Annotated in this window: 15 protein-coding genes and 1 riboswitch; of the genes, 7 read left to right on the top strand and 8 right to left on the bottom strand. The window is 61.3% G+C overall.

Translation table 11 applies throughout. The features are described from left to right. Window positions 1-452 precede the first annotated feature (452 nt). The 4 genes from PH562_RS24535 to PH562_RS24520 form a co-directional block, all read right to left on the bottom strand. Complete coding sequence (locus PH562_RS24535; RefSeq protein WP_285176282.1) at window positions 453-1,004, bottom strand: MOSC domain-containing protein; 552 nt, start codon at window positions 1,002-1,004, stop codon at window positions 453-455. A gap of 66 nt (window positions 1,005-1,070) precedes the next feature. Then, entirely contained in the window at window positions 1,071-2,501 is a 1,431-nt protein-coding gene (locus PH562_RS24530; protein WP_285176281.1) for an FAD-binding oxidoreductase, read from the bottom strand. A 26-nt stretch (window positions 2,502-2,527) separates the two neighbouring features. Beyond that, the gene (locus tag PH562_RS24525) at window positions 2,528-3,502 is read right to left on the bottom strand and encodes an L-threonylcarbamoyladenylate synthase (RefSeq protein WP_285176280.1); all 975 of its coding nucleotides are present in this window, start codon (window positions 3,500-3,502) and stop codon (window positions 2,528-2,530) included. A 59-nt stretch (window positions 3,503-3,561) separates the two neighbouring features. After that, entirely contained in the window at window positions 3,562-4,179 is a 618-nt protein-coding gene (locus tag PH562_RS24520) for a DUF6656 family protein (RefSeq protein ID WP_285176278.1), read from the bottom strand. A 347-nt stretch (window positions 4,180-4,526) separates the two neighbouring features. Next, a riboswitch (cobalamin riboswitch) is annotated at window positions 4,527-4,730 on the top strand. 96 nt (window positions 4,731-4,826) lie between these two features. On the opposite strand from PH562_RS24520, the gene PH562_RS24515 reads away from it, so the two are divergent. Further along, on the top strand, window positions 4,827-6,071 hold the full coding sequence (locus PH562_RS24515) for an aromatic ring-hydroxylating oxygenase subunit alpha (protein WP_285176276.1): 1,245 nt from the start codon (window positions 4,827-4,829) through the stop codon (window positions 6,069-6,071). A gap of 2 nt (window positions 6,072-6,073) precedes the next feature. Beyond that, window positions 6,074-7,162: an FAD-binding oxidoreductase gene (locus tag PH562_RS24510; protein ID WP_113232017.1), complete on the top strand. Its 1,089-nt coding sequence runs from the start codon at window positions 6,074-6,076 to the stop codon at window positions 7,160-7,162. A gap of 27 nt (window positions 7,163-7,189) precedes the next feature. On the opposite strand, the gene PH562_RS24505 is transcribed toward PH562_RS24510, so the two are convergent. Beyond that, window positions 7,190-8,200 (bottom strand): glycoside hydrolase family 25 protein, encoded by a 1,011-nt coding sequence (locus PH562_RS24505; protein WP_285176274.1) that lies wholly within the window; start codon window positions 8,198-8,200, stop codon window positions 7,190-7,192. Window positions 8,201-8,447: 247 nt separating this feature from the next. Here PH562_RS24505 and PH562_RS24500 point away from each other — a divergent pair, with 247 nt between their 5' ends. After that, window positions 8,448-8,915, top strand: coding sequence for a BA14K family protein (locus PH562_RS24500; protein WP_095434122.1), 468 nt, complete (start codon window positions 8,448-8,450; stop codon window positions 8,913-8,915). Window positions 8,916-8,984: 69 nt separating this feature from the next. On the opposite strand, the gene PH562_RS24495 is transcribed toward PH562_RS24500, so the two are convergent. Beyond that, window positions 8,985-9,986: a transporter gene (locus tag PH562_RS24495; protein ID WP_285176272.1), complete on the bottom strand. Its 1,002-nt coding sequence runs from the start codon at window positions 9,984-9,986 to the stop codon at window positions 8,985-8,987. 289 nt (window positions 9,987-10,275) lie between these two features. Here PH562_RS24495 and PH562_RS24490 point away from each other — a divergent pair, with 289 nt between their 5' ends. Both PH562_RS24490 and PH562_RS24485 read left to right on the top strand, forming a co-directional pair. Next, complete coding sequence (locus PH562_RS24490) at window positions 10,276-12,054, top strand: acyl-CoA dehydrogenase family protein (RefSeq protein WP_285176271.1); 1,779 nt, start codon at window positions 10,276-10,278, stop codon at window positions 12,052-12,054. Window positions 12,055-12,063: 9 nt separating this feature from the next. Further along, on the top strand, window positions 12,064-12,816 hold the full coding sequence (locus tag PH562_RS24485) for a crotonase/enoyl-CoA hydratase family protein (RefSeq protein ID WP_285176270.1): 753 nt from the start codon (window positions 12,064-12,066) through the stop codon (window positions 12,814-12,816). A 4-nt stretch (window positions 12,817-12,820) separates the two neighbouring features. On the opposite strand, the gene PH562_RS24480 is transcribed toward PH562_RS24485, so the two are convergent. Both PH562_RS24480 and PH562_RS24475 read right to left on the bottom strand, forming a co-directional pair. Further along, window positions 12,821-14,071 (bottom strand): class I SAM-dependent RNA methyltransferase, encoded by a 1,251-nt coding sequence (locus PH562_RS24480; RefSeq protein ID WP_285176269.1) that lies wholly within the window; start codon window positions 14,069-14,071, stop codon window positions 12,821-12,823. After that, a complete protein-coding gene (locus PH562_RS24475; protein ID WP_285176268.1) occupies window positions 14,068-14,808 on the bottom strand; it encodes a TlyA family RNA methyltransferase in 741 nt (246 codons plus the stop codon). The genes PH562_RS24480 and PH562_RS24475 overlap by 4 nt, the downstream gene beginning before the upstream one ends. Before the next feature lie 111 nt (window positions 14,809-14,919). Between PH562_RS24475 and PH562_RS24470 the strand changes: the two genes are divergently transcribed. Beyond that, window positions 14,920-15,927 (top strand): DUF4424 domain-containing protein, encoded by a 1,008-nt coding sequence (locus tag PH562_RS24470; protein WP_113232026.1) that lies wholly within the window; start codon window positions 14,920-14,922, stop codon window positions 15,925-15,927. Between the two features lie 325 nt (window positions 15,928-16,252). Further along, window positions 16,253-18,199 carry a methyl-accepting chemotaxis protein gene (locus PH562_RS24465; RefSeq protein ID WP_285176264.1) on the top strand — a complete coding sequence of 649 codons (1,947 nt, stop codon included), beginning with the start codon at window positions 16,253-16,255 and terminating at the stop codon, window positions 18,197-18,199. Window positions 18,200-18,370: the final 171 nt, after the last annotated feature.

Raw genomic sequence — 18,370 nt, 5'->3', positions numbered from 1 at the left:
CCACGGGCTTGGTGTCCCAAAGGTGCATCGGTCTCCCATCCGCCACCGCAACAGGCATTACAGCCTCAACCGCGGATAAAGGGAAGTTACAAGGTGCCGCCAGGCGGATGAGGGGGTGCCCGCCAAGACTACGAAAATCCATGAATTCAAATCGATAGCCCCCTCACCCGACCCTTCGGGCCACCTTCTCCCTGCGGGGGAGAAGGAATTTCCGGTGCCGAGCCACCCCATATGCGATACCCCTGCCCACAAGGGGGAGATTGGTAGCTTGCAGCCCTCTTCCGCCTCAAGCTGATACCGCTTCTGTTGAAATCGAAGTTTCTGCTTTAACGAGGGCGGGCGTCAAACTCCCAACAATCTCCCCCCATGTGAGGAAGATGTCACGACAGTGACAGAGGGGGGTATCAGACGCTCGGCATACTCAAGTCTAACTTTTCTTCATACGGAGCGCATCAAACCCGCTCAAGCTTCACATGCGGCAGCGGCGGCAACTCGACGCGAATGGCGTCATCGCGCTGAACACGGCCGCCCTGCACGACAATGCCCATGATTCCCGCCTTGCGGACCAACCCGCCATCGGCATCCTTGTCGAGTACGGCATGCAGCAAGCCCTTCTGAAAATTGTCGATCTGCCTGCAGGGATTGCGCAAGCCCGTCACCTCCACGATCGCTTCCGCGCCGATATACAGGCGTGTGCCTTGCGGCAGGGAAAGCAGGTCTATCCCTCGGGTGGCAATATTCTCGCCCATATCGCCCGGCGAAACGGAAAAACCCTTTTCGGTGAGCTCGTCGAACAGCTCTTCATGGATGATGTGCACCTGGCGCAGATTGGGTTGCGTCGGATCGACCGCGACGCGCGAGCGATGCTTCACCGTCACCCCCATATGCGCGTCGCCCTCCACACCGAGCCCGGTCAGCAGTTGAATATGATCTTTAATCTGCTTGCTGAACTGGTGCACGCCGCTGCTGCTGACCGATGTCACATATATGTGCTTGTCGCCCATACTGAAGCCTTCCATAACAACCTAGATTCAGAGCGTGTCTCGCCCGTTAAGGCAGCCGACCAACTCTCAGACCTTGAGGACCTTCCCAGGATTCATGATCCCGGCCGGATCGAAAGCCGTCTTGATCCGGCGCATCAGGTCCATCTCAATATCGGAGCGGATCGAAGCCAACTCGTCGCGCTTCAGCTGGCCGATGCCGTGCTCGGCCGAGATCGAACCGCCATGCTGCAGCACAAGCCCGTGCACGATCTTGTTCATCTCGCGCCAGCGTCCGATGAACTCGGCCTTGTCGGCGCCGACAGGCTGCGAGATGTTGTAATGGATATTGCCGTCGCCCATGTGGCCGAAGGCGCAGACGCGCGCGCCCGGCATGGCTGCCACAACGGCCTTTTCGGCCTCCGCCATGAATTGCGGGATCTGCGCCACCGGCACGGAAACGTCGTGCTTGATTGAGCCGCCCTCCGGTTTCTGGGCATCCGACATGCTCTCGCGCATATGCCAGATGGCTTTCTGCTGCGTCTCGGAGCTGGCGATGGTCGCATCCTGGATCAGGCCGGCCTCATAGCCTTGCTCGAGCAGCGCCGACATCATCCGCTCGGCGGTCTCAGCCGAATCCGAGGTGGAGATGTCGATCAGCACATACCAGGGATGGGCTGTGTCGAGCGGGTCGCGCACGCCCGGAATATGTCGCGTGGTGAATTCGACGCCGATGCGCGGCATCAGCTCGAAGCCGGTCAGCGCCGTGCCGCAGAGGCTGGAGGCGTTCTTGAACAGGGTCAGCGCATCGTCGACCGATTGCAGGCCGGCAAAGGCGACCTGATGGCCGAGTGGCTGCGGAAAGAGTTTTAGCACTGCGCCGGTGATGACTCCGAGCGTGCCTTCCGCGCCGATGAAGAGGTCACGCAGATCGTAGCCGGTATTGTCCTTCTTCAAGCGGCGCAGCCCGTTCCAGATCTCGCCCGTGGGCAGAACGACTTCAAGGCCAAGGCAAAGCTGGCGCATGTTGCCATAGGCAAGAACAGCCGTGCCGCCGGCATTGGTGGAAAGATTGCCAGCAATGCGGCAGGAACCTTCGGAGCCGAGCGAAAGCGGAAACATGCGGCCATGCTCGGCCGCCGCCTTGTGCACATCCGCCAGGATGCAGCCGCCGTCGACGATCATTGTATTCCCGACCGGATCGATATCGCGAACGCGGTTCATGCGTTCCAGCGACAGGATGATGTCCGAGCCGCCCTCGCGCGGCGTCTGGCCGCCGACAAGGCCGGTATTGCCGGTCTGCGGAACGATAGCCGTCCCGGTCTCACTGGCAAGCTCGAGGATGGCCGACACCTCTTCCACCGAGCCGGGCTTCAGCAGCATGGGCGAGGCGCCGTGATAGAGCCCACGGTTTTCCACCAGATGCGGCGCGATTTCGGCCGGGTCCCGCACGGCATGTTTTTCGCCGACGATGGCGACGAAGCGATCGAGAAGGTCGGAGGAGGGGACGGAGCTGCTCATGGCGTGTCCTTTGCCTGATGGCTGATTTAGTCTCTGGGCGCGGCGGCGCGGCGCAGCCGGTCGTTGATGGCCTCGCCGAGGCCCTCGTCGGGAATATGCGAGAAAGCGATCGTGGCCGCACCGGTGGCATCGGCGCGCTTCATGAAATCGAAAAGATTCGCGGCAGCTTCCGAAAGATCGCCGCTGGTGCTCAGATCCAGCACGGCAACCGCATTTTCGATGCCGGGAATGTCAGGCGTCCCGAAGCGGATCAGCGCTTCGTTCGCGGAAACATCCGTCGCGTCGAGCCGCACGGCTGCACCCGGCGCATAGTGTGAGGCAAGCATACCGGGTGCCTCGATGGCAGCGGAAGCCTTCTTCTTGCGCTTCAGCGCCTTGCCGGCCACACGCTCGATCTCGCTGGCTGCCAGCCCGCCGGGTCGTAACAGTCGCATCTCGCCATCCTCGACCTTGACGATGGTCGACTCCACGCCGACGACCGAGGCCCCGGCGTCGAGGATGAGCGTGATCCGCTCTCCGAGATCGTCGTCCACATGATCGGCGCTGGTGGCGCTGATCTTGCCCGAGGTATTGGCGCTCGGCGCGGCAAGCGGCCGGTCGAAGGCGCGGATCAGGTCTCCGGCAAAGCCCCGCGGTACGCGGATACCGACCGTGTCGAGGCCGGCGGTCGCCAGCGGATGGATGCCGCTATCGGGCTTGAGCGGCAGCACCAGCGTCAGCGGTCCGGGCCAGAAGGCTTCCGCGAGCTTGCGCGAGATGGGGTCGAAGACCGCATAGCGCTCGGCCATCGCAAGATCGCTCATGTGGCAGATCAGCGGATTGAAGCGCGGCCGCCCCTTCGTCTCGTAGATCCGGGTAATCGCGGCAGGATTGGTGGCATCGGCGGCAAGGCCGTAGACCGTCTCCGTCGGCAGCCCGATCGGCAGGCCCTCGGCAAGGGTAGCCGTCGCGACCTCTATTGCCGTTTGCGGATGTTCGAGAATATCTATGTGTCGTGCCATGGCCTGCCTGCTTGCAGTTCAGGCCGTTTCTTATGCCCTTCGAGTTTTCGGATCAATCGTCAAAGCTGGCGAATGATGTCGCGAAGCTGCTCGTTGCGGGCGCCGAGCAGAAGAACGTTGCGGATGGCGATCTGCGGATCGTGGGTGTGGAACAGTACGCCGTTGCCGCGGACGTCGCGATTGATCGTCAGCTTCTTGTCTTCGGCTTGCCTGTCCGGATGGATGGCGACCGCGAAATACATCCGCGAATATTTGAGGCTGATATCCTCGAAGAAGTTCTCTTCGTGGCCGATCCGGGCAAAGAAGTTGGCTATGTAGAAGGCCCAGTTCACCTGCTCATATTGGGCGAATTGCGTCCGCGCGGCGGTGACATGGCAATAGCCGAGATGCGGCGTGTCCTTCAGCGTGTGATGAAAGATGAGCTTCGGGAAGCGGATGGACCTATGGAAATTGTTGAGCCGGTCGTGGGTCTTTTCGCCGGCGTCCCGGAGCTTCAGCGCCGTGCGTTCGGCCACCTGTTCATGGGTGAGGTATTCGCGCTCTTCTGCCAGCCAATGCGGCCTGTTGCGGTTGATGCGGCCGGTGCGCAGGAATTCGGTGTACCCCGTCGTTGATACCGGCTGCGCCGGTTCAGGCTCGGCGGGCTTCCCAGCGTCGAAATATCTGAGTTTGGCCATGCCGGATCTCGCTATAAACTCTTCGGCGACATGATGGACTACGGAGCTTGAGCCGAGCTTGACCGCGCCGGACCGAAGGCTCCCGATAGCGGCTCTGTCGGCGCTCTCAGCCGTGCAACTAGCCTCCCAATTATCGGCCGTTTGCAGACCTGTCGCAATCAGGATAAAGCGTCATTGGTGGAATGCACATACGATGCTCGGAGCGTCTCTGATGCAAGCGCCCAACCAATTGAATTTCCTCTCTATATTCTCGCGGCACGCAACCGTCCGGGCGTCCCGTTTCGACTGTCGTCAATTTCGGAGCCGATGTCGCATTGCAGCGCAGCGGCTGGCGGAGCCGAGAGCTATGATGCCATCAATCTCAAGGTGCCGTCTGCTAGGGAGACGGAGAATTGGGAAGCCGGTCAAAATCCGGCGCTGCCCCCGCAACGGTGGTGGAGTGAGGCATGGCGGATAAAGCCACTGGGTCGATCGACCTGGGAAGGTGCCATGGGGCTCTGGAAACAGGGCCGCTCCAGAGCCCGGAAACCAGCCTTGGGCACATAGGTTTACTGACCGCGGCGGGTGGTCGGGACATTGCTTTTGGCCGCTCCCAATCGGCCGCGCATGTCCTTTGCCCGCCTTCTGGTACTGCTAAGGATAGGCAAATGGACATCGGCAGCAAAGTTCTGCGGCAACTGAAGAACCACCGGACGGGTTTGAGCCTTGAGCAACCGTTCTACACCGATCCGGATTACTTCAAGCTCGATATGGAGACGATCTACTATCGCGACTGGCTGTTTATCGGCCATGATTGCGAAGTGCCGCGCGCGGGCAATTATTTCACCGTCCAGATCGGCGATTATCCCGTCGTGATCGTTCGCGGCCGCGATCAGGTCATCCGCGCCTTCCACAATAGCTGTCGCCATCGCGGCTCGCGTGTCTGCACCACCGAGCGCGGCTCGTCGGCAAAGCTCGTCTGCCCCTATCACCAGTGGACCTACGAGCTCGACGGCTCGCTGCTCTTCGCCCGCCAGATGGCGGAGGATTTCGACAAGAGCCAGTATTCGCTAAAGCCGGTTCACTGCGAAAGCGTCGGCGGCTACATCTTCATCTGCCTCGCGCAGAACGCCCCCGATTTCGCACCGGTTCGCGCCACGATCGAACCCTACATGGCGCCGCACCGCATCAGCGAAGCCAAGGTCGCCTTCCAGAGCACCATCATCGAGAAGGGCAACTGGAAGCTCGTCTGGGAAAACAACCGCGAGTGCTATCATTGCGCGGCCAATCACCCCGAACTCTGCCGCACCTTCCCGGAAGCTCCGACCGTGACCGGCGTGCAGGGCGCGATGAGCGACCCCGTCATCACCGAGCACTGGGCACGCTGCGAAGCCGCCGGCCTGCCGAGCGAATTCAAGATCTCGCCGGATGGGCAGTTCCGCACGGCCCGCATGCCGCTGATCGAAGGTGCCGAGAGCTACACCATGTCCGGCCAGAATGCCGTCAGGCGGCCGCTCTCGCCCGATGTGACGATCAACGGCATCGGCACCATGCTGCTGTTCCACTATCCGACGACGTGGAACCACATGCTCGGCGACCACGCGATCTCCTTCCGCGTCCTGCCGATCAGCGCCGAGGAAACTGCCGTGACCACGAAGTGGCTCGTCCATAAGGATGCCGTCGAAGGTGTCGACTATAATCTGGAAGAGCTGACCCACGTCTGGACCGAAACCAACGATCAGGACCGCCGCATCGTCGAGGAAAATGCCTTCGGCATCCGCTCGCCGGCCTATGAGCCCGGTCCCTATTCGGAGATCCACGAAGGCGGCGTCATGCAGTTCGTCGAATGGTACACGACATTCATGATCAACCGGCTGCAGGGCGATCAGGCCAAGCTGTCGGCGGTTGCCTGAGCATGAACATGACCGTCTCCCTTCCGCATCGCCACCTCGACCAGATGCAGCCCTGGAATGATAGGCAGCATGTGCTCGAATGCCTCTCGGCAACGCCCGAAGCGCCTGACGTGATGACCTTCACCTTCGGGTCCGACAAGGATAACTGGTTCCGTTATCTGCCGGGCCAGTTCGTGACGCTGGAGCTGCCGACGGCTCCGGAGCCGGTCATGCGCACCTATACGCTGTCGTCCACGCCGTCGCGGCCCTTCTCGGTCGCGGTGACGGTGAAGGCGCAAAAGGACAGCATCGGCACGCGCTGGATGTTCGAGAACCTGAAGCCGGGCATGCGCATCAAGGCTTTCGGCCCGCTCGGCGATTTCAGCCATGTCCGTCATCCCGGCGAGAAATATCTTTTCGTCTCGGCCGGCTCCGGCATCACGCCGATGATGTCGATGACGCGCTACATGTCCGATATCGCACCGCTGTCTGATATCACCTTCGTCAACTGCTCGCGCAGCCCGGCCGACATCATCTTTCGTTCCGAGCTCGAATATCTCGCGCGCTTCATGCCGAACCTCAATCTCGGTTTCATCGTCGAAGGTTGCGGCCGAACAGACCTCTGGTCCGGGTTGAAGGGTCGTATCGACAAGGCGAAGATCGGCCTGCTGGCGCCCGATTTCATGGACCGGACCATCTTCTGCTGCGGCCCGGAAGTCTTCATGGACGCCGTGCGCTCGATGCTCGAAGCGCATGGTTTCGACATGTCGCGCTATCATCAGGAAAGCTTCCAGCCGGCCAATGCGGCGACACCGCTTGCGGAAGTCTCCGACGATGCATCGGGCGAGGCGGCGACCACGATCCGCTTCACCATGGCGGGCAAGGATGTCGTCTGCGCGGCGGGCCAGACCGTGCTTCAGGCGGCGCGCGGCGCCGGCGTGCGCATCGGTGCCGCCTGCGAATCCGGCCTCTGCGGGACATGCCGGGTCATGAAGCTCTCGGGCGAAGTCGAGATGAGCCATAATGGCGGCATCCTCGATGACGAGATCGACGAGGGCTATATCCTCGCCTGCTGTTCGCGTCCGAAGACGGATGTGCAGATCGAGGCCTAGCATCGATCTAAGGGCGGTCGTACCGGCCTAGAAATCCTGATAGTTCAGTTCGTTGATCTCGACCGGCTTGGTTTGCGGGGTTGACGCGGTGACGACCGGGTCGATCTCGGTCATGAGCGAAACGAGCATCTGCCGCGGTCCGCTGCACATCTGTGCAAGCGCGATCGTCAGGTCCGGCGCGGGCAGGGGTTTGGCCGGCAGGAGATCGCCCTGCGGCCAGATCCTCGCGAGCTGAACCTTCGTCATCGGCACGACATTGACGTCGATATCGGTGAGCGTCCCCGGCACCCGATAGGGGCAGCTTTTCTCCGAGCAATTGTCCGACGAAGCGAACTGCCAGATGGCATAATTGTCCCAGTTGCCGAGTGGGAAAGTGCCTTTGACATCAGGCTTGTAGCGCGCATACCACAAGGGCAGCCGCGACAGCAGCGGATAGGTACCCCGGTGATCGGCGATGTAGCGCGCCATATTGTGATTGACATAGAGAATGGGGTAGCGCCCGGTCTTGACCTTGATGTGGGCGACATAGATCTGCGCATCGTCGAGTGACATGAACTGCGTCGTGTCCATGCCGTCGATATCGAGCACCATCAGCTCATCCGGCTGTGGATCGGCATAATCGAGAAAATGATTGGCCTGGTCGATCGGATTGCCGGGCCGCCCCAGATGATAGGCGCCCCATAACAGACCATTCGCCTTTGCCAGCATGCGGCGCGTTTGAAAGAGCTCACGGCTGACTGCGTACTTACGCCACATCGTCCTGCAATGGGCCACCGTATCGCCGCCGTGATCGCCGGTGCAGCTGAAGCTTTCGGGCAATCCGTCGGAGGCCTTGGAGATGAAGCCGGCTATCCGTTTGTCCTGCAGAAACGCGTTCCAGTCGATGGTGTTCAGCTCGTAAGCATCGACAATCAGGGCGTTTTTCGGATCGCCCCAGGGCGGGCTTTCGCCGGCCGAAGGCTTGGAGACCGGCCCCATCAGTGCCAGGATCGTCAGCAAGCCGTAAATGAGGAGGTTACTCTTTCGGTATCCTTTCATGAAATAATAGTAAGGATTGCTGGTTAATCTTGGGTTAAGAAAGCAATCACTATAAATTCATCGTGGAGCCCCTCGTAACTCCTTAAGTCGGTAGGGATTTGAGGAACTAAATAACGCGCTGCCGCGTTCTTTGTCGTCTATTCGGATATGCGACGAAGCAGGCAGCGAAACCTTGCTCGGGAAGCATTCCCGACATGAAACGCCTACAGACTTGAGTGCCAAGTCGAACCAGGGAATGGAGATGAAAATGCTTGGTTTCCGTGCAAAAATCGCGACAGTCGCCGTAACGGCTGCCGTCGCCCTGACGAGCTTCACACCGTCTTTCGCCATGCAGATGCCCGCCGCGCCGATCGTAAAGCAGTCCGCGCCCGCCCAGGCCGCGCCTGGCAATGTCGAACAGGTCCAATGGCGTCACGGCGGCTATTATCGCCGTGGCTGGTATGGAGGCTATCGCGGCTATCCGGGCTATCGTCGCGGTTATCGCTATTATGACGGCTATTGGTTCCCGCTGGCAGCGTTCGGCGCCGGTGCTCTCGTGGGCGGCGCGATCGCCAGCCAGCCGCGCTATTACGCGCCGGCTCCGGCTCCGAGTGCCGGCATCAATCCACGCCACGTCGCCTGGTGCGAGTCGCGCTATCGCTCCTATCGCGCTTACGACAATACGTTCCAGCCGAATTCCGGCCCGCGCCGTCAGTGCTATTCGCCGTATTTCTAAGCGGTAATTTCAGAACGACAAATGCCAGCCGTCCGGTTTCTCGCCGGGCGGCTTTTTCATACTTTGACGTCAGAGAATATTGACCCGCCTGAGCAGCCACCATGCCAGCAGCATGGAGGCGATGATGAACCCCACCGCATATCCGGTGCCGCTTGCGCCGCCCGCCAGCGGCAGGCCCGATGTGTTCATGCCGAAGAAGCCGGTCACCAATGTCGGGGGCAGCAGAAAAGCGGTCATGATCGACAGGATGTAGAGATGCCGATTGATCTCGGAGGCGAGCTTCGAATCGATTTCTTCGTGCAGCAGTCTGGCCCGTTCCTGCAGCGCATAGACGTCGTGTTCGACTGCTTCCAACCGCCCGGTCAGCCGGCCGGCGACATCCTCGAAGCCGAGCGGCATTTCCTCGTCGTCGGAGGCAGCGGCGTGGCGCATCAGCGAGAGAACGGTCCGCAGATGGCGATGCAGGCGCACGATCGTCCTGCGGATGGGCGCAAGCTTGGCGCGCTCGTCGCGCGACGTATTGCCGTGGACGAAATCCTCTATGCCATTCAGCTCTTCGCTGATTTCAATGACGACGGAGATCAGGGTTCGTTGGAACTCGACGACGATCAGCTCGAAAATATCCACGGGATTGGAAAATCGTGCGGCGTTCTTTTCGATCAGCACCCGGGTCCGGTCCAGGCTGCGCAGAGGCTGCAGCCGGGTGGTTATCAGCACGCGATCGGTCAGCGCGAAATGCAGCCAGCCGATGTCGTGGGTGTTGTGGGCAAAATCGCGCTGGAAGTCGACCAATGTGCCGAAAAGCATCTGCTCGTCGACCGTGATCGTTGCATGTGTTTCATGCGTGGTCAGCGCTATGCGGGCGGCTTCGTTCAGCCCCGGCGCATCCTCGAGGAAGGCCGGCACCCGTGCATCGACGAGGTTGAGGTGCAGCCAGAGAAAGCCGTCGTCGCGGAACAGCCTCGAACGATCGGTATCGTCGGGCAAGCGCTCCGGCTTGGTATCACCGGGACGGAGACGGTACGCCCAGATAAAGCCTGGTATGGTATTGGCTGACGTGAGCGTATTCATGGGGGCATCGTTCGCTTTGTCTGAACAGTCGCCTTAGTCTTCATTCATGACGGTTTTTTATTCAAGTCCGCGCTTTGGCGGAATAATCGCGGATAGGGGCGGCGATGTCACAGCCGCTCGGCGCGCGTAAGACGCATGTCACGTTCGGGTTCGCGAGACGGTGGAAATCGATGCCTCCTGCCATTTGAGAAAATTGACGTTTACGTAAAAATAAACTAGCTATAGCCACAAATGGCTGATGGTCCGGGTGAGGCGGGTCATTGCCAGTACCGATCCGGAGGAAATCATCATGTACAAGGCGCCTGTCGAAGAAATTGCGTTCACGCTGAAACATGTCGCCGGCATGGAGCGCGCCATGGAAGAGGGCGCTCTCGGCGATCTCAGCACCGATCTTGTCGATGCTATCCTGTCGGAAGCTGGGCGTTTTGCCGGCGATGAGGTAGAGCCGCTTGCCGAGAATGGTGACAGGCAAGGCGCAAGGCTGGTGGATGGCAAGGTGGTCCTTCCCGATGGCTGGGAGAAGCTATATCGCGACTGGATCACTGGCGGCTGGAATGGCCTGACCGCGCCGGAGGAGTTTGGCGGGCAGGGCTTGCCGCACATGCTGAATATCGCTGCGCTGGAAATGTGGAATTCCGCTTCGATGGCCTTCGGCCTCGCGCCGACGCTGACCATGGGAGCGGTCGAAGCGCTGCGGGCTCACGGCAGCGACGACCTCAAGAAGACATATCTGGCAAAGCTCGTCTCGGGCGAGTGGACGGGGACGATGAACCTGACGGAGCCCCATGCCGGTTCCGATGTCGGCGCTCTGCGCTCCCGCGCCGAACGCCGCGATGACGGCACCTATCGTGTCTTTGGCCAGAAGATTTTCATCACCTGGGGCGATCATGAGGCGACCGAGAACATCATCCATCTCGTTCTCGCCCGCCTTCCGGATGCGCCTGCCGGCACGCGCGGCATTTCGCTGTTTCTCGTGCCGAAATTTCTTGTGAATGAGGACGGCTCGCTCGGTGCCCGCAACGATCTTTTCGTGCATTCGCTGGAACATAAGCTCGGCATCCATGGTTCACCGACCTGCACGATGATCTATGGCGACGGCAAATATGGTGCGGAAAAGGGCGCCGTCGGCTGGCTGGTGGGCGAGGAGAACAAGGGCCTCGCTTGCATGTTCACGATGATGAACAATGCCCGATTGGCTGTCGGCATCCAGGGTGTCGCGATTGCCGAAGCCGCGACCCAGAAGGCCATCGCCTATGCCCGGGAGCGCACCCAGGGCCGCGCGCCAGGCACGACCGCATCGGGCATGAGCCCGATCATCGAGCATCCCGATGTCGCGCGTATGCTGCTGACGATGAAGGCTTTGACGCAGGGCTCACGCGCGATCTGCTACGCCTGTGCGCAGGCGATCGACATGTCGCATCGCGATCCCGAGAGAGCAAAATATTGGCAGGAGCGCGCCGCCCTGCTGACGCCGATCGCTAAATCCTTCTCCACCGATGCCGGCGTCGATGCCGCCTCGCTTGGTGTCCAGGTTCATGGCGGCATGGGCTTCATCGAAGAAACGGGGGCGGCGCGGCTGCTGCGCGATGTGCGCATCGCACCGATCTATGAAGGCACCAACGGCATCCAGGCCATCGATCTGGTGACGCGCAAGCTGACGATCGCCAACGGCGATCACATGCGCGGCTTCATTACCGAACTGCGCGAGATCGCCGATTCCGTCGCCAAGTCCAATCTGGATGGTTTCGGCGAAACGGCATCGCGGTTGCAGGCGGCCATTGCCGATCTGGAAAAGACAAGCGAATGGCTCTTGTCGAAACAGGCGGAGGGCGCTGCTGCCGAAGCTCTGGCGGGCGCCACGCCTTACCAGCGGCTTTTCGGTCTCGTGCTGACCGGCTCTTATCTGGCCAAGGGTGGCCTTGCCGATGCAGGCGACGGCGAGGGGGCCAAGCGCATCGCACTTTGCCGCTTCGTTGCCGAAAACCTCCTGGCCGAGACCGCCGCTCTCTCCGATCGGGTCGTCGCCGGTGCATCCAGCCTCGAAGCCGCCCGCGCCGCATTAGCCTGAGGAAAAGCCATGACCGACCACATCCTGATCGAACGCCCCAAAACTGCGCCGCAGGTCCAGATCATCCGGTTCAACCGGCCGGAAAAGAAGAACGCCATCACCCGCGCCATGTATCAGACGATGACCGACGCGCTGAAGGCGGCGGAAGCTGCGCCGGATATCCGCGTCCATGTCTTTCTCGGCACTGAGGGCTGCTTCTCGGCCGGCAACGATCTGGCCGATTTCCTTGCCTTCGCCATGAGCGGCAATATGGGGCGCGAAGTGATTGATTTTCTCGTCGCGCTGGCGAGCACGAAAAAGCCGGTCGTCTCCGGCGTCGATGGTCTGGCGATCGGCATCGGCACGACGATCCATCTGCATTGCGATCTGACTATTGCCTCCGACCGCAGCCTGTTCAGGACACCCTTCGTCGATCTTGCGCTGGTTCCCGAGGCTGCTTCAAGCCTGCTTGCCCCGCGCGTGATGGGCCATCAACGCGCCTTCGCGCTGCTTGCGCTCGGCGAAGGCCTTTCCGCTTCTGACGCTAAGGAAGCGGGCCTGATCTGGAAGGTGGCGTCACCCGACGCGGTGGAGGCCGAAACGCTGTCTCTGGCCGCAAAACTCGCCGCCAAGCCGCCTGAGGCCCTTCGGATCGCACGCGATCTCATGCGCGGTCCTCCGGATGCTGTCCTCGACCGCATCCAGAAAGAGGCCGAGCATTTCGCCGCCCAGCTGAAAAGCGCCGAAGCCCGCGCGGCTTTCGAGGCTTTCATGAAGCGGTGAAGGCTTACTTCTCCAGCATCACAACCACTTCGACATGCGAGGTCCACAGGAATTGGTCGATCGGCGTCACTCGCGTAATGCGGTAGCCGCCCTCGACCAGGATAGCGAGATCGCGGGCGAGCGTCAGCGGGTTGCAGGAGACGGCGACGATCTTTTTGACCTGCGATCGGGTCAATTCCTTACTCTGGAATTCTGCGCCGGCGCGGGGCGGGTCGAACACGACGGCGTCGTAGACCTTCAATTCTTGCGCCATCAGCGGCCGGCGAAAGAGATCACGGCGCTCGACGCTGACGGGCTTCAGTCCCTGCGTGTTGCGGGCGGCGTGATCCAATGCCGCAAGCGGCTTGTCTTCGCTTTCCACCGCATGCACGCGCCCAATCCGCGCCAGGCGAAGCGAGAAGGTGCCGCTGCCGGCGAAGAGATCGGCGATACGCTTGGCCTTGCCGACATGGGCTGCAACCAACTCGGCCATGGCGTCCTCGGCCTGCTTGGTCGCCTGCGTGAAGGCACCAGGCGGCGGTGCGACCTGGACGCCGCCGAAATCGATCATCGGCTTTACCGGCTCGACCAGGATCTCGCCATTCAGCGAAACGCGGGCGATGCCGCGAAGCGACAGCACGGTTTCGATCGTGCTGCGGCGCTGCTTGTCCGAAAATGACTTGATGCCGTCGACGGCGAGATCGAGGCCGGTCTGCGTTTCCAATACGGAAATGCGGAAGGCTTCGGCATTGACGGCCATTGCCGCCGCAATCGTCTTGATGGCAGGCAAGCGGGCCATGATGCCGGCCGAGGCGATGGGACATTCCTCGATGGCGACGATGTGGTGACTTTCGGCCTGATTGAAGCCGATCAGCATATCCTTTTCAGTCTTGCGCGTGGCGAAGACGACCCGGCGCCGTTCACCGGGATGCGCAGCGACGATATCGTCCACGTCGGGCGTCAGGCCCTTCGACCCCAGCGCGTCCACGACGAGCTGGCGCTTGAAGGCGCGGTAGGGCGCATCGGCATAATGCTGGAGGGTGCAGCCGCCGCAGGCGCCGTTGACGCCATGCGGGCCGAAATGCCGACAGTGCGGCTCCTGCCGGTCGGGCGAGGCCGACGCGATCGACATTAGCGTGCCATGGCTCTTAACCCGCGCGATGGCGACGCTTTCGCCCGGCAGCGTGAAGGGCACGTAGATCGGGCCGTCGGTGCCCTGCGCGATGCCGTCGCCCTGGGCGCCGAGCTTCTGGATGGTAACGGTTTCGGTGCTCATGGCTTGATCCCTGCGAGAAGAAATTCCTGGTTGCCGTCGCCGCCCGCGATCGGCGAGGCAATGAGGCCGAGGCTCTGCCAGCCCATGTCTTCGGTGAACCAGCGCTCGAGTTCCGCCGCCACCGCCGGAGCGGAGGAGGGGTCCTTCAAAAGCCCGGCCTTGCCGATCGCATCGCGGCCCGCTTCGAATTGCGGTTTTACGAGCAGTGCCGCCCGTGCGCCCGGTTCGGCAAGCGCAAGCGCCGGCGCGAGAGCCAGCTTGAGCGAAATGAACGAGACGTCGGAAACAATGAGGGAGAAGGGCTCGCCTATGTCCTCGGCGGTCAGGTTGCGCGCGTTCAGCCCCTCGATATTGGTCACCCGCGGATCGGCGGCTATCCGCGGATGCATCTGGTCGTGACCGACATCGATCGCAGTGACATGAGAAGCGCCACGCTGCAGCAGCACTTCAGTAAAGCCTCCGGTCGATGCGCCGACATCGACACAATGCTGTCCGCGCGGATCGAGGCCGAAATGGTCGAGCGCCGCCACCAGCTTCAAGGCCGCACGCGAGACGTAATCCTGTGCGGGATCATCGATGCTTATCTCGACACTTTCGGAAAAAAGTGCTCCCGGCTTCGTCACGATCTTGCCGTTCACGGTGACCGTGCCGCGCTGGATCGCATCGCGAGCGCGCGAGCGGCTGGCGAAGAGCGAAAGGGTGACGAGAAGCTGGTCGAGGCGTTGTGGTTCGGACATGGGCTGTCCATGCCGGGCAATGGATCGTGTTGCAAGCCTTTTATATCGATACCGGCGTTGACGCCGGACCGCAACCGGCCATAATCGCCGCAATCGACGGGTGAGGGCATCATGCGGAAGATCGTTGGCTATGCGGCGCTAATGGTGATGTTCGCCGTTCCGGCTATGGCAAATGATACGATGGCTGAGCTGAAGACGGGTGGTCTTACCTATGTCCGCACCGGCGATATCAGCATGGCGCAGGAAAAACTGTTCATTTCGGCGGAACAGGTCCGCGTCGATTACATCTTCGAAAATACCTCCGAGAAGGATGTCGAAAGCGTCGTCGCCTTTCCGATGCCCGATATCAAAGGCGACATCGACAGTATGGTCGATGCCGGAAATGTCGATTCCGACAATTTCTTGGGTTTCACGGTGACGCAGGATGGCAAGGCCATCACGCCGACCCTGCAGCAGCGCGTGTCGGTTGCCGGGGTCGACATGACTGACGAACTGAAGGCGCATGGCGTGCCGCTGCCGCCGCTCAGCAAGGCGGCGACGGATGCCGTCGCTAAATTGCCCGTCGATGTGCTCGAGGATTGGACAGCCCGGGGTTTGATCGCCGATGACGAATACGACGCCGACGGCCAGGGCATGAAACATCACCCGACGCCGATGTGGACGCTGCATACGACCTATTGGTGGCGCACCAAGTTTCCGGCCAAGGCCAAGATTGCCGTGGAGCATCGCTACAAGCCAAGCGTCGGCGGTACCGTCGCCATCACTTTCGCCGGCGACGAAGATTACCAGAAGCGGCAGCTGCAGAACTATCGCGCCAAATATTGTCTCGACGAGACCTTTCTAAAGACGGCCGTCAAGCTTGCCATGGCGGCCGACAAGGGTGGTCGCGGCTATACCGAGAGCTGGATCTCCTACGTGCTGACGACGGGTGCCAACTGGTCCGGCCCGATCAAGCATTTCGAGTTGACCGTCGATAAGGGCAGCCCCGAGAACTACATCAGCTTTTGCGGTACGAATGTGAAGAAGATCGGCGCGACGACGTTCCAGATGACGGCGCAGGATTTTTACCCGGAGCACGATCTGGATATCCTGATCCTGGCCGCGGCGGCGGTGAACTAAAGCAATTCCAGGAAAAGTGCGGAGCGGTTTTCCGTCCGGAATTGCGTGAAACCAAAGCGCTAAAGCGGTTTAGGGATTCCGTGAAAACTGAACCGCCCTAGCGTTGAGCTGAGCCGCCCGCGCAAATTAAATAAATTTAAAGCCGAAGCCTCTACTCATGCCGGGGATTGCGGTGATCCGTTCCCAGGTCACCGCCTGCCATGAAGGCTTCGCGCGTCTGCGTCCCAATCATGCCCTCCCTGAATTCTTCGAGCATCGGCGGTACTCCGTCCCAATGACGGCCGGACGATGCTCGCCAGGACCGGCGCTCAGGAGGCGCTCGCCCATGTTTGCGAAAAAACTCTCGCTGAATGGCAAGCTTGCCATCACGTTCACGGCGTTGATCGCCATCTTCGCCTGCGTTTCGGCATTCGTCTATTCCAAGGAAGAAGTGTCGGCCGGTGCCGCCGCCGAGCAGACCAAGTCGCAGCAGCTTGTCAGCCAGATCGACGATTCCCTGCAGGCCATGCTGGAACAGGCTGTCAATCTGCGCGGCTTCCTGCTGCTGCGCAGCGAAAGCACCTATGGCGATATCTTCAACAATCGCGAGCGGATGCTGAAAAGCATCGCCGCCGCCAAGCAGATCGCGGCCGATTCTCCGGATCTGCAGCAGGCGATCGACAACATGCAAAAGGCTGCCGATCTCTATTTCCATCAGCTCGCGGAGCCACAGGCCAAGGCGCGCAAGGAAACCGAGATGCCGCTCGACCAGATCGTCAAGATCGGCCAGAACGAAACCAAGGGTCAGCTTGATGGCTTCCGCGAAGCTGCCGCCAAGATCAAGAAGGCCGCACGCGCCAGGGCGAGCGACCTGGCAGCCATGCAGGACGATGCCAATGGTGATCTTCGCCTGACGCTTATCGCCGGCGGTATCTTCGCCTCGCTCGCCGCCGCCGTGCTTGCATGGCTGCTGTCGCGGATCATCGTGCGCCCGATCGTCGGCATGACGGCGGCCATGGGCCGTCTGGCAAATGGCGAGCATGACGTCGAAGTCCCGGCTGTTGGCCGCGGCGACGAAATCGGCCGCATGGCCGATGCAGTGCTCGTCTTCAAGCAGGCCGGCATCGAGAAGCTGCGTCTTGCCGGTGAGACCGAGCGCATGCGCGGCGATGCCGAACGTCAGCGCCTGATGAATGACGAGCAGAAGGCGCGGGAGGAAGGTGAAATCCGCTTCGCCATGGAAGCGCTCGCCGGCGGCCTTTCGGCTCTATCGGCGGGCAATGTCGCAACCCGCCTTCACAACAGCTTTGCGCCGCAATTCGATAGTGTTCGCGCCGATTTCAACAATGCAGTCGAGAAGCTGGAAGCCGCCCTGCAGTCTGTCGGCTTCAATGCGCGCGCCATCAATGCGGGTGCTGACGAAATTCGTTCGGCCGCCGACGATCTGGCGCACCGTACCGAACAGCAGGCTGCCGCCGTCGAAGAAACGGCCGCAGCACTAGAGCAGGTCACGACGACGGTTCGCGACTCCGCCAAGCGGGCCGAGGATGTCGGCCATCTCGTTGAACGTGCCCGCCTCGGTGCGGAACGGTCGGGCGAAGTGGTTCGCAAAGCCGTCTCGGCCATGCAGCAGATCGAAAAATCCTCGGGCGAAATCAGCAACATCATCAGCGTCATCGATGACATCGCCTTCCAGACCAATCTCTTGGCGCTGAACGCCGGCGTCGAGGCCGCGCGTGCGGGGGATGCCGGCAAGGGCTTTGCGGTCGTTGCTCAGGAAGTGCGCGAGCTTGCTCAGCGCTCCGCCAACGCCGCCAAAGAGATAAAATCGCTCATCACGACGTCGAGCGATCAGGTCAATACTGGGGTGTCGCTGGTCGGCGAGACCGGCAAGGCGCTGGAATTGATCGTGTCGGAAGTGCAGGAAATCAACCGCCATGTCGGCGCGATCGTGACGGCGACCCGCGAGCAGTCGACCGGCCTGCAGGAGATCAACACTGCCGTCAACAACATGGATCAGGGCACGCAGAAGAATGCCGCCATGGTCGAGGAGCAGACGGCGGCAAGCCATGCGCTCGCTCGCGAGGCCGCAGCTCTTAACGAGCTGCTCCAGCAGTTCCGCCTCGGCGATGCCGCACAGGCTGCTCCTGTCCGTCCGGCCGTTGCGACCGCACGCTCGAAACCGGCCGCATCACCGGCTCGGGCTCTGGGCCGCACCGTTGCCAAGGCCTTCGCCGGAAAGGCAACCGCTGCAGCTGCCGCCACCGCGCGGGACGATTGGGAAGAATTCTGAGCGTTCGACGATGGCTTTGTGAGCGCCCTTTAGGGACGGCTCACGGCGAATCATCTTCATGGACTTTGTCGGCCCGTCGCCTTGCGGCGGGCCGCTTTGCTTTTTCACAATGTGTATGAGAAGCATCATCAGCTGCGGCCTGTCCGACTATGGTGCAGCGCCGCCGCGCCG

The sequence above is a fragment of the Rhizobium centroccidentale genome, from assembly GCF_030182565.1.
Taxonomy (GTDB): Bacteria; Pseudomonadota; Alphaproteobacteria; order Rhizobiales; family Rhizobiaceae; genus Rhizobium.
Note: the sequence above shows the minus strand (reverse complement) of the source record. Positions and strands in the feature narration are given on the sequence as shown.

What these genes read in the sequence shown, in the direction of transcription:
- PH562_RS24535 (WP_285176282.1), bottom strand. Translation starts at nt 1,004, where the DNA reads ATGGGCGACAAGCACATATATGTGACATCGGTCAGCAGCAGCGGCGTG.
- PH562_RS24530 (WP_285176281.1), bottom strand. Translation starts at nt 2,501, where the DNA reads ATGAGCAGCTCCGTCCCCTCCTCCGACCTTCTCGATCGCTTCGTCGCC.
- PH562_RS24525 (WP_285176280.1), bottom strand. Translation starts at nt 3,502, where the DNA reads ATGGCACGACACATAGATATTCTCGAACATCCGCAAACGGCAATAGAG.
- PH562_RS24520 (WP_285176278.1), bottom strand. Translation starts at nt 4,179, where the DNA reads ATGGCCAAACTCAGATATTTCGACGCTGGGAAGCCCGCCGAGCCTGAA.
- PH562_RS24515 (WP_285176276.1), top strand. Translation starts at nt 4,827, where the DNA reads ATGGACATCGGCAGCAAAGTTCTGCGGCAACTGAAGAACCACCGGACG.
- PH562_RS24510 (WP_113232017.1), top strand. Translation starts at nt 6,074, where the DNA reads ATGAACATGACCGTCTCCCTTCCGCATCGCCACCTCGACCAGATGCAG.
- PH562_RS24505 (WP_285176274.1), bottom strand. Translation starts at nt 8,200, where the DNA reads ATGAAAGGATACCGAAAGAGTAACCTCCTCATTTACGGCTTGCTGACG.
- PH562_RS24500 (WP_095434122.1), top strand. Translation starts at nt 8,448, where the DNA reads ATGCTTGGTTTCCGTGCAAAAATCGCGACAGTCGCCGTAACGGCTGCC.
- PH562_RS24495 (WP_285176272.1), bottom strand. Translation starts at nt 9,986, where the DNA reads ATGAATACGCTCACGTCAGCCAATACCATACCAGGCTTTATCTGGGCG.
- PH562_RS24490 (WP_285176271.1), top strand. Translation starts at nt 10,276, where the DNA reads ATGTACAAGGCGCCTGTCGAAGAAATTGCGTTCACGCTGAAACATGTC.
- PH562_RS24485 (WP_285176270.1), top strand. Translation starts at nt 12,064, where the DNA reads ATGACCGACCACATCCTGATCGAACGCCCCAAAACTGCGCCGCAGGTC.
- PH562_RS24480 (WP_285176269.1), bottom strand. Translation starts at nt 14,071, where the DNA reads ATGAGCACCGAAACCGTTACCATCCAGAAGCTCGGCGCCCAGGGCGAC.
- PH562_RS24475 (WP_285176268.1), bottom strand. Translation starts at nt 14,808, where the DNA reads ATGTCCGAACCACAACGCCTCGACCAGCTTCTCGTCACCCTTTCGCTC.
- PH562_RS24470 (WP_113232026.1), top strand. Translation starts at nt 14,920, where the DNA reads ATGCGGAAGATCGTTGGCTATGCGGCGCTAATGGTGATGTTCGCCGTT.
- PH562_RS24465 (WP_285176264.1), top strand. Translation starts at nt 16,253, where the DNA reads ATGTTTGCGAAAAAACTCTCGCTGAATGGCAAGCTTGCCATCACGTTC.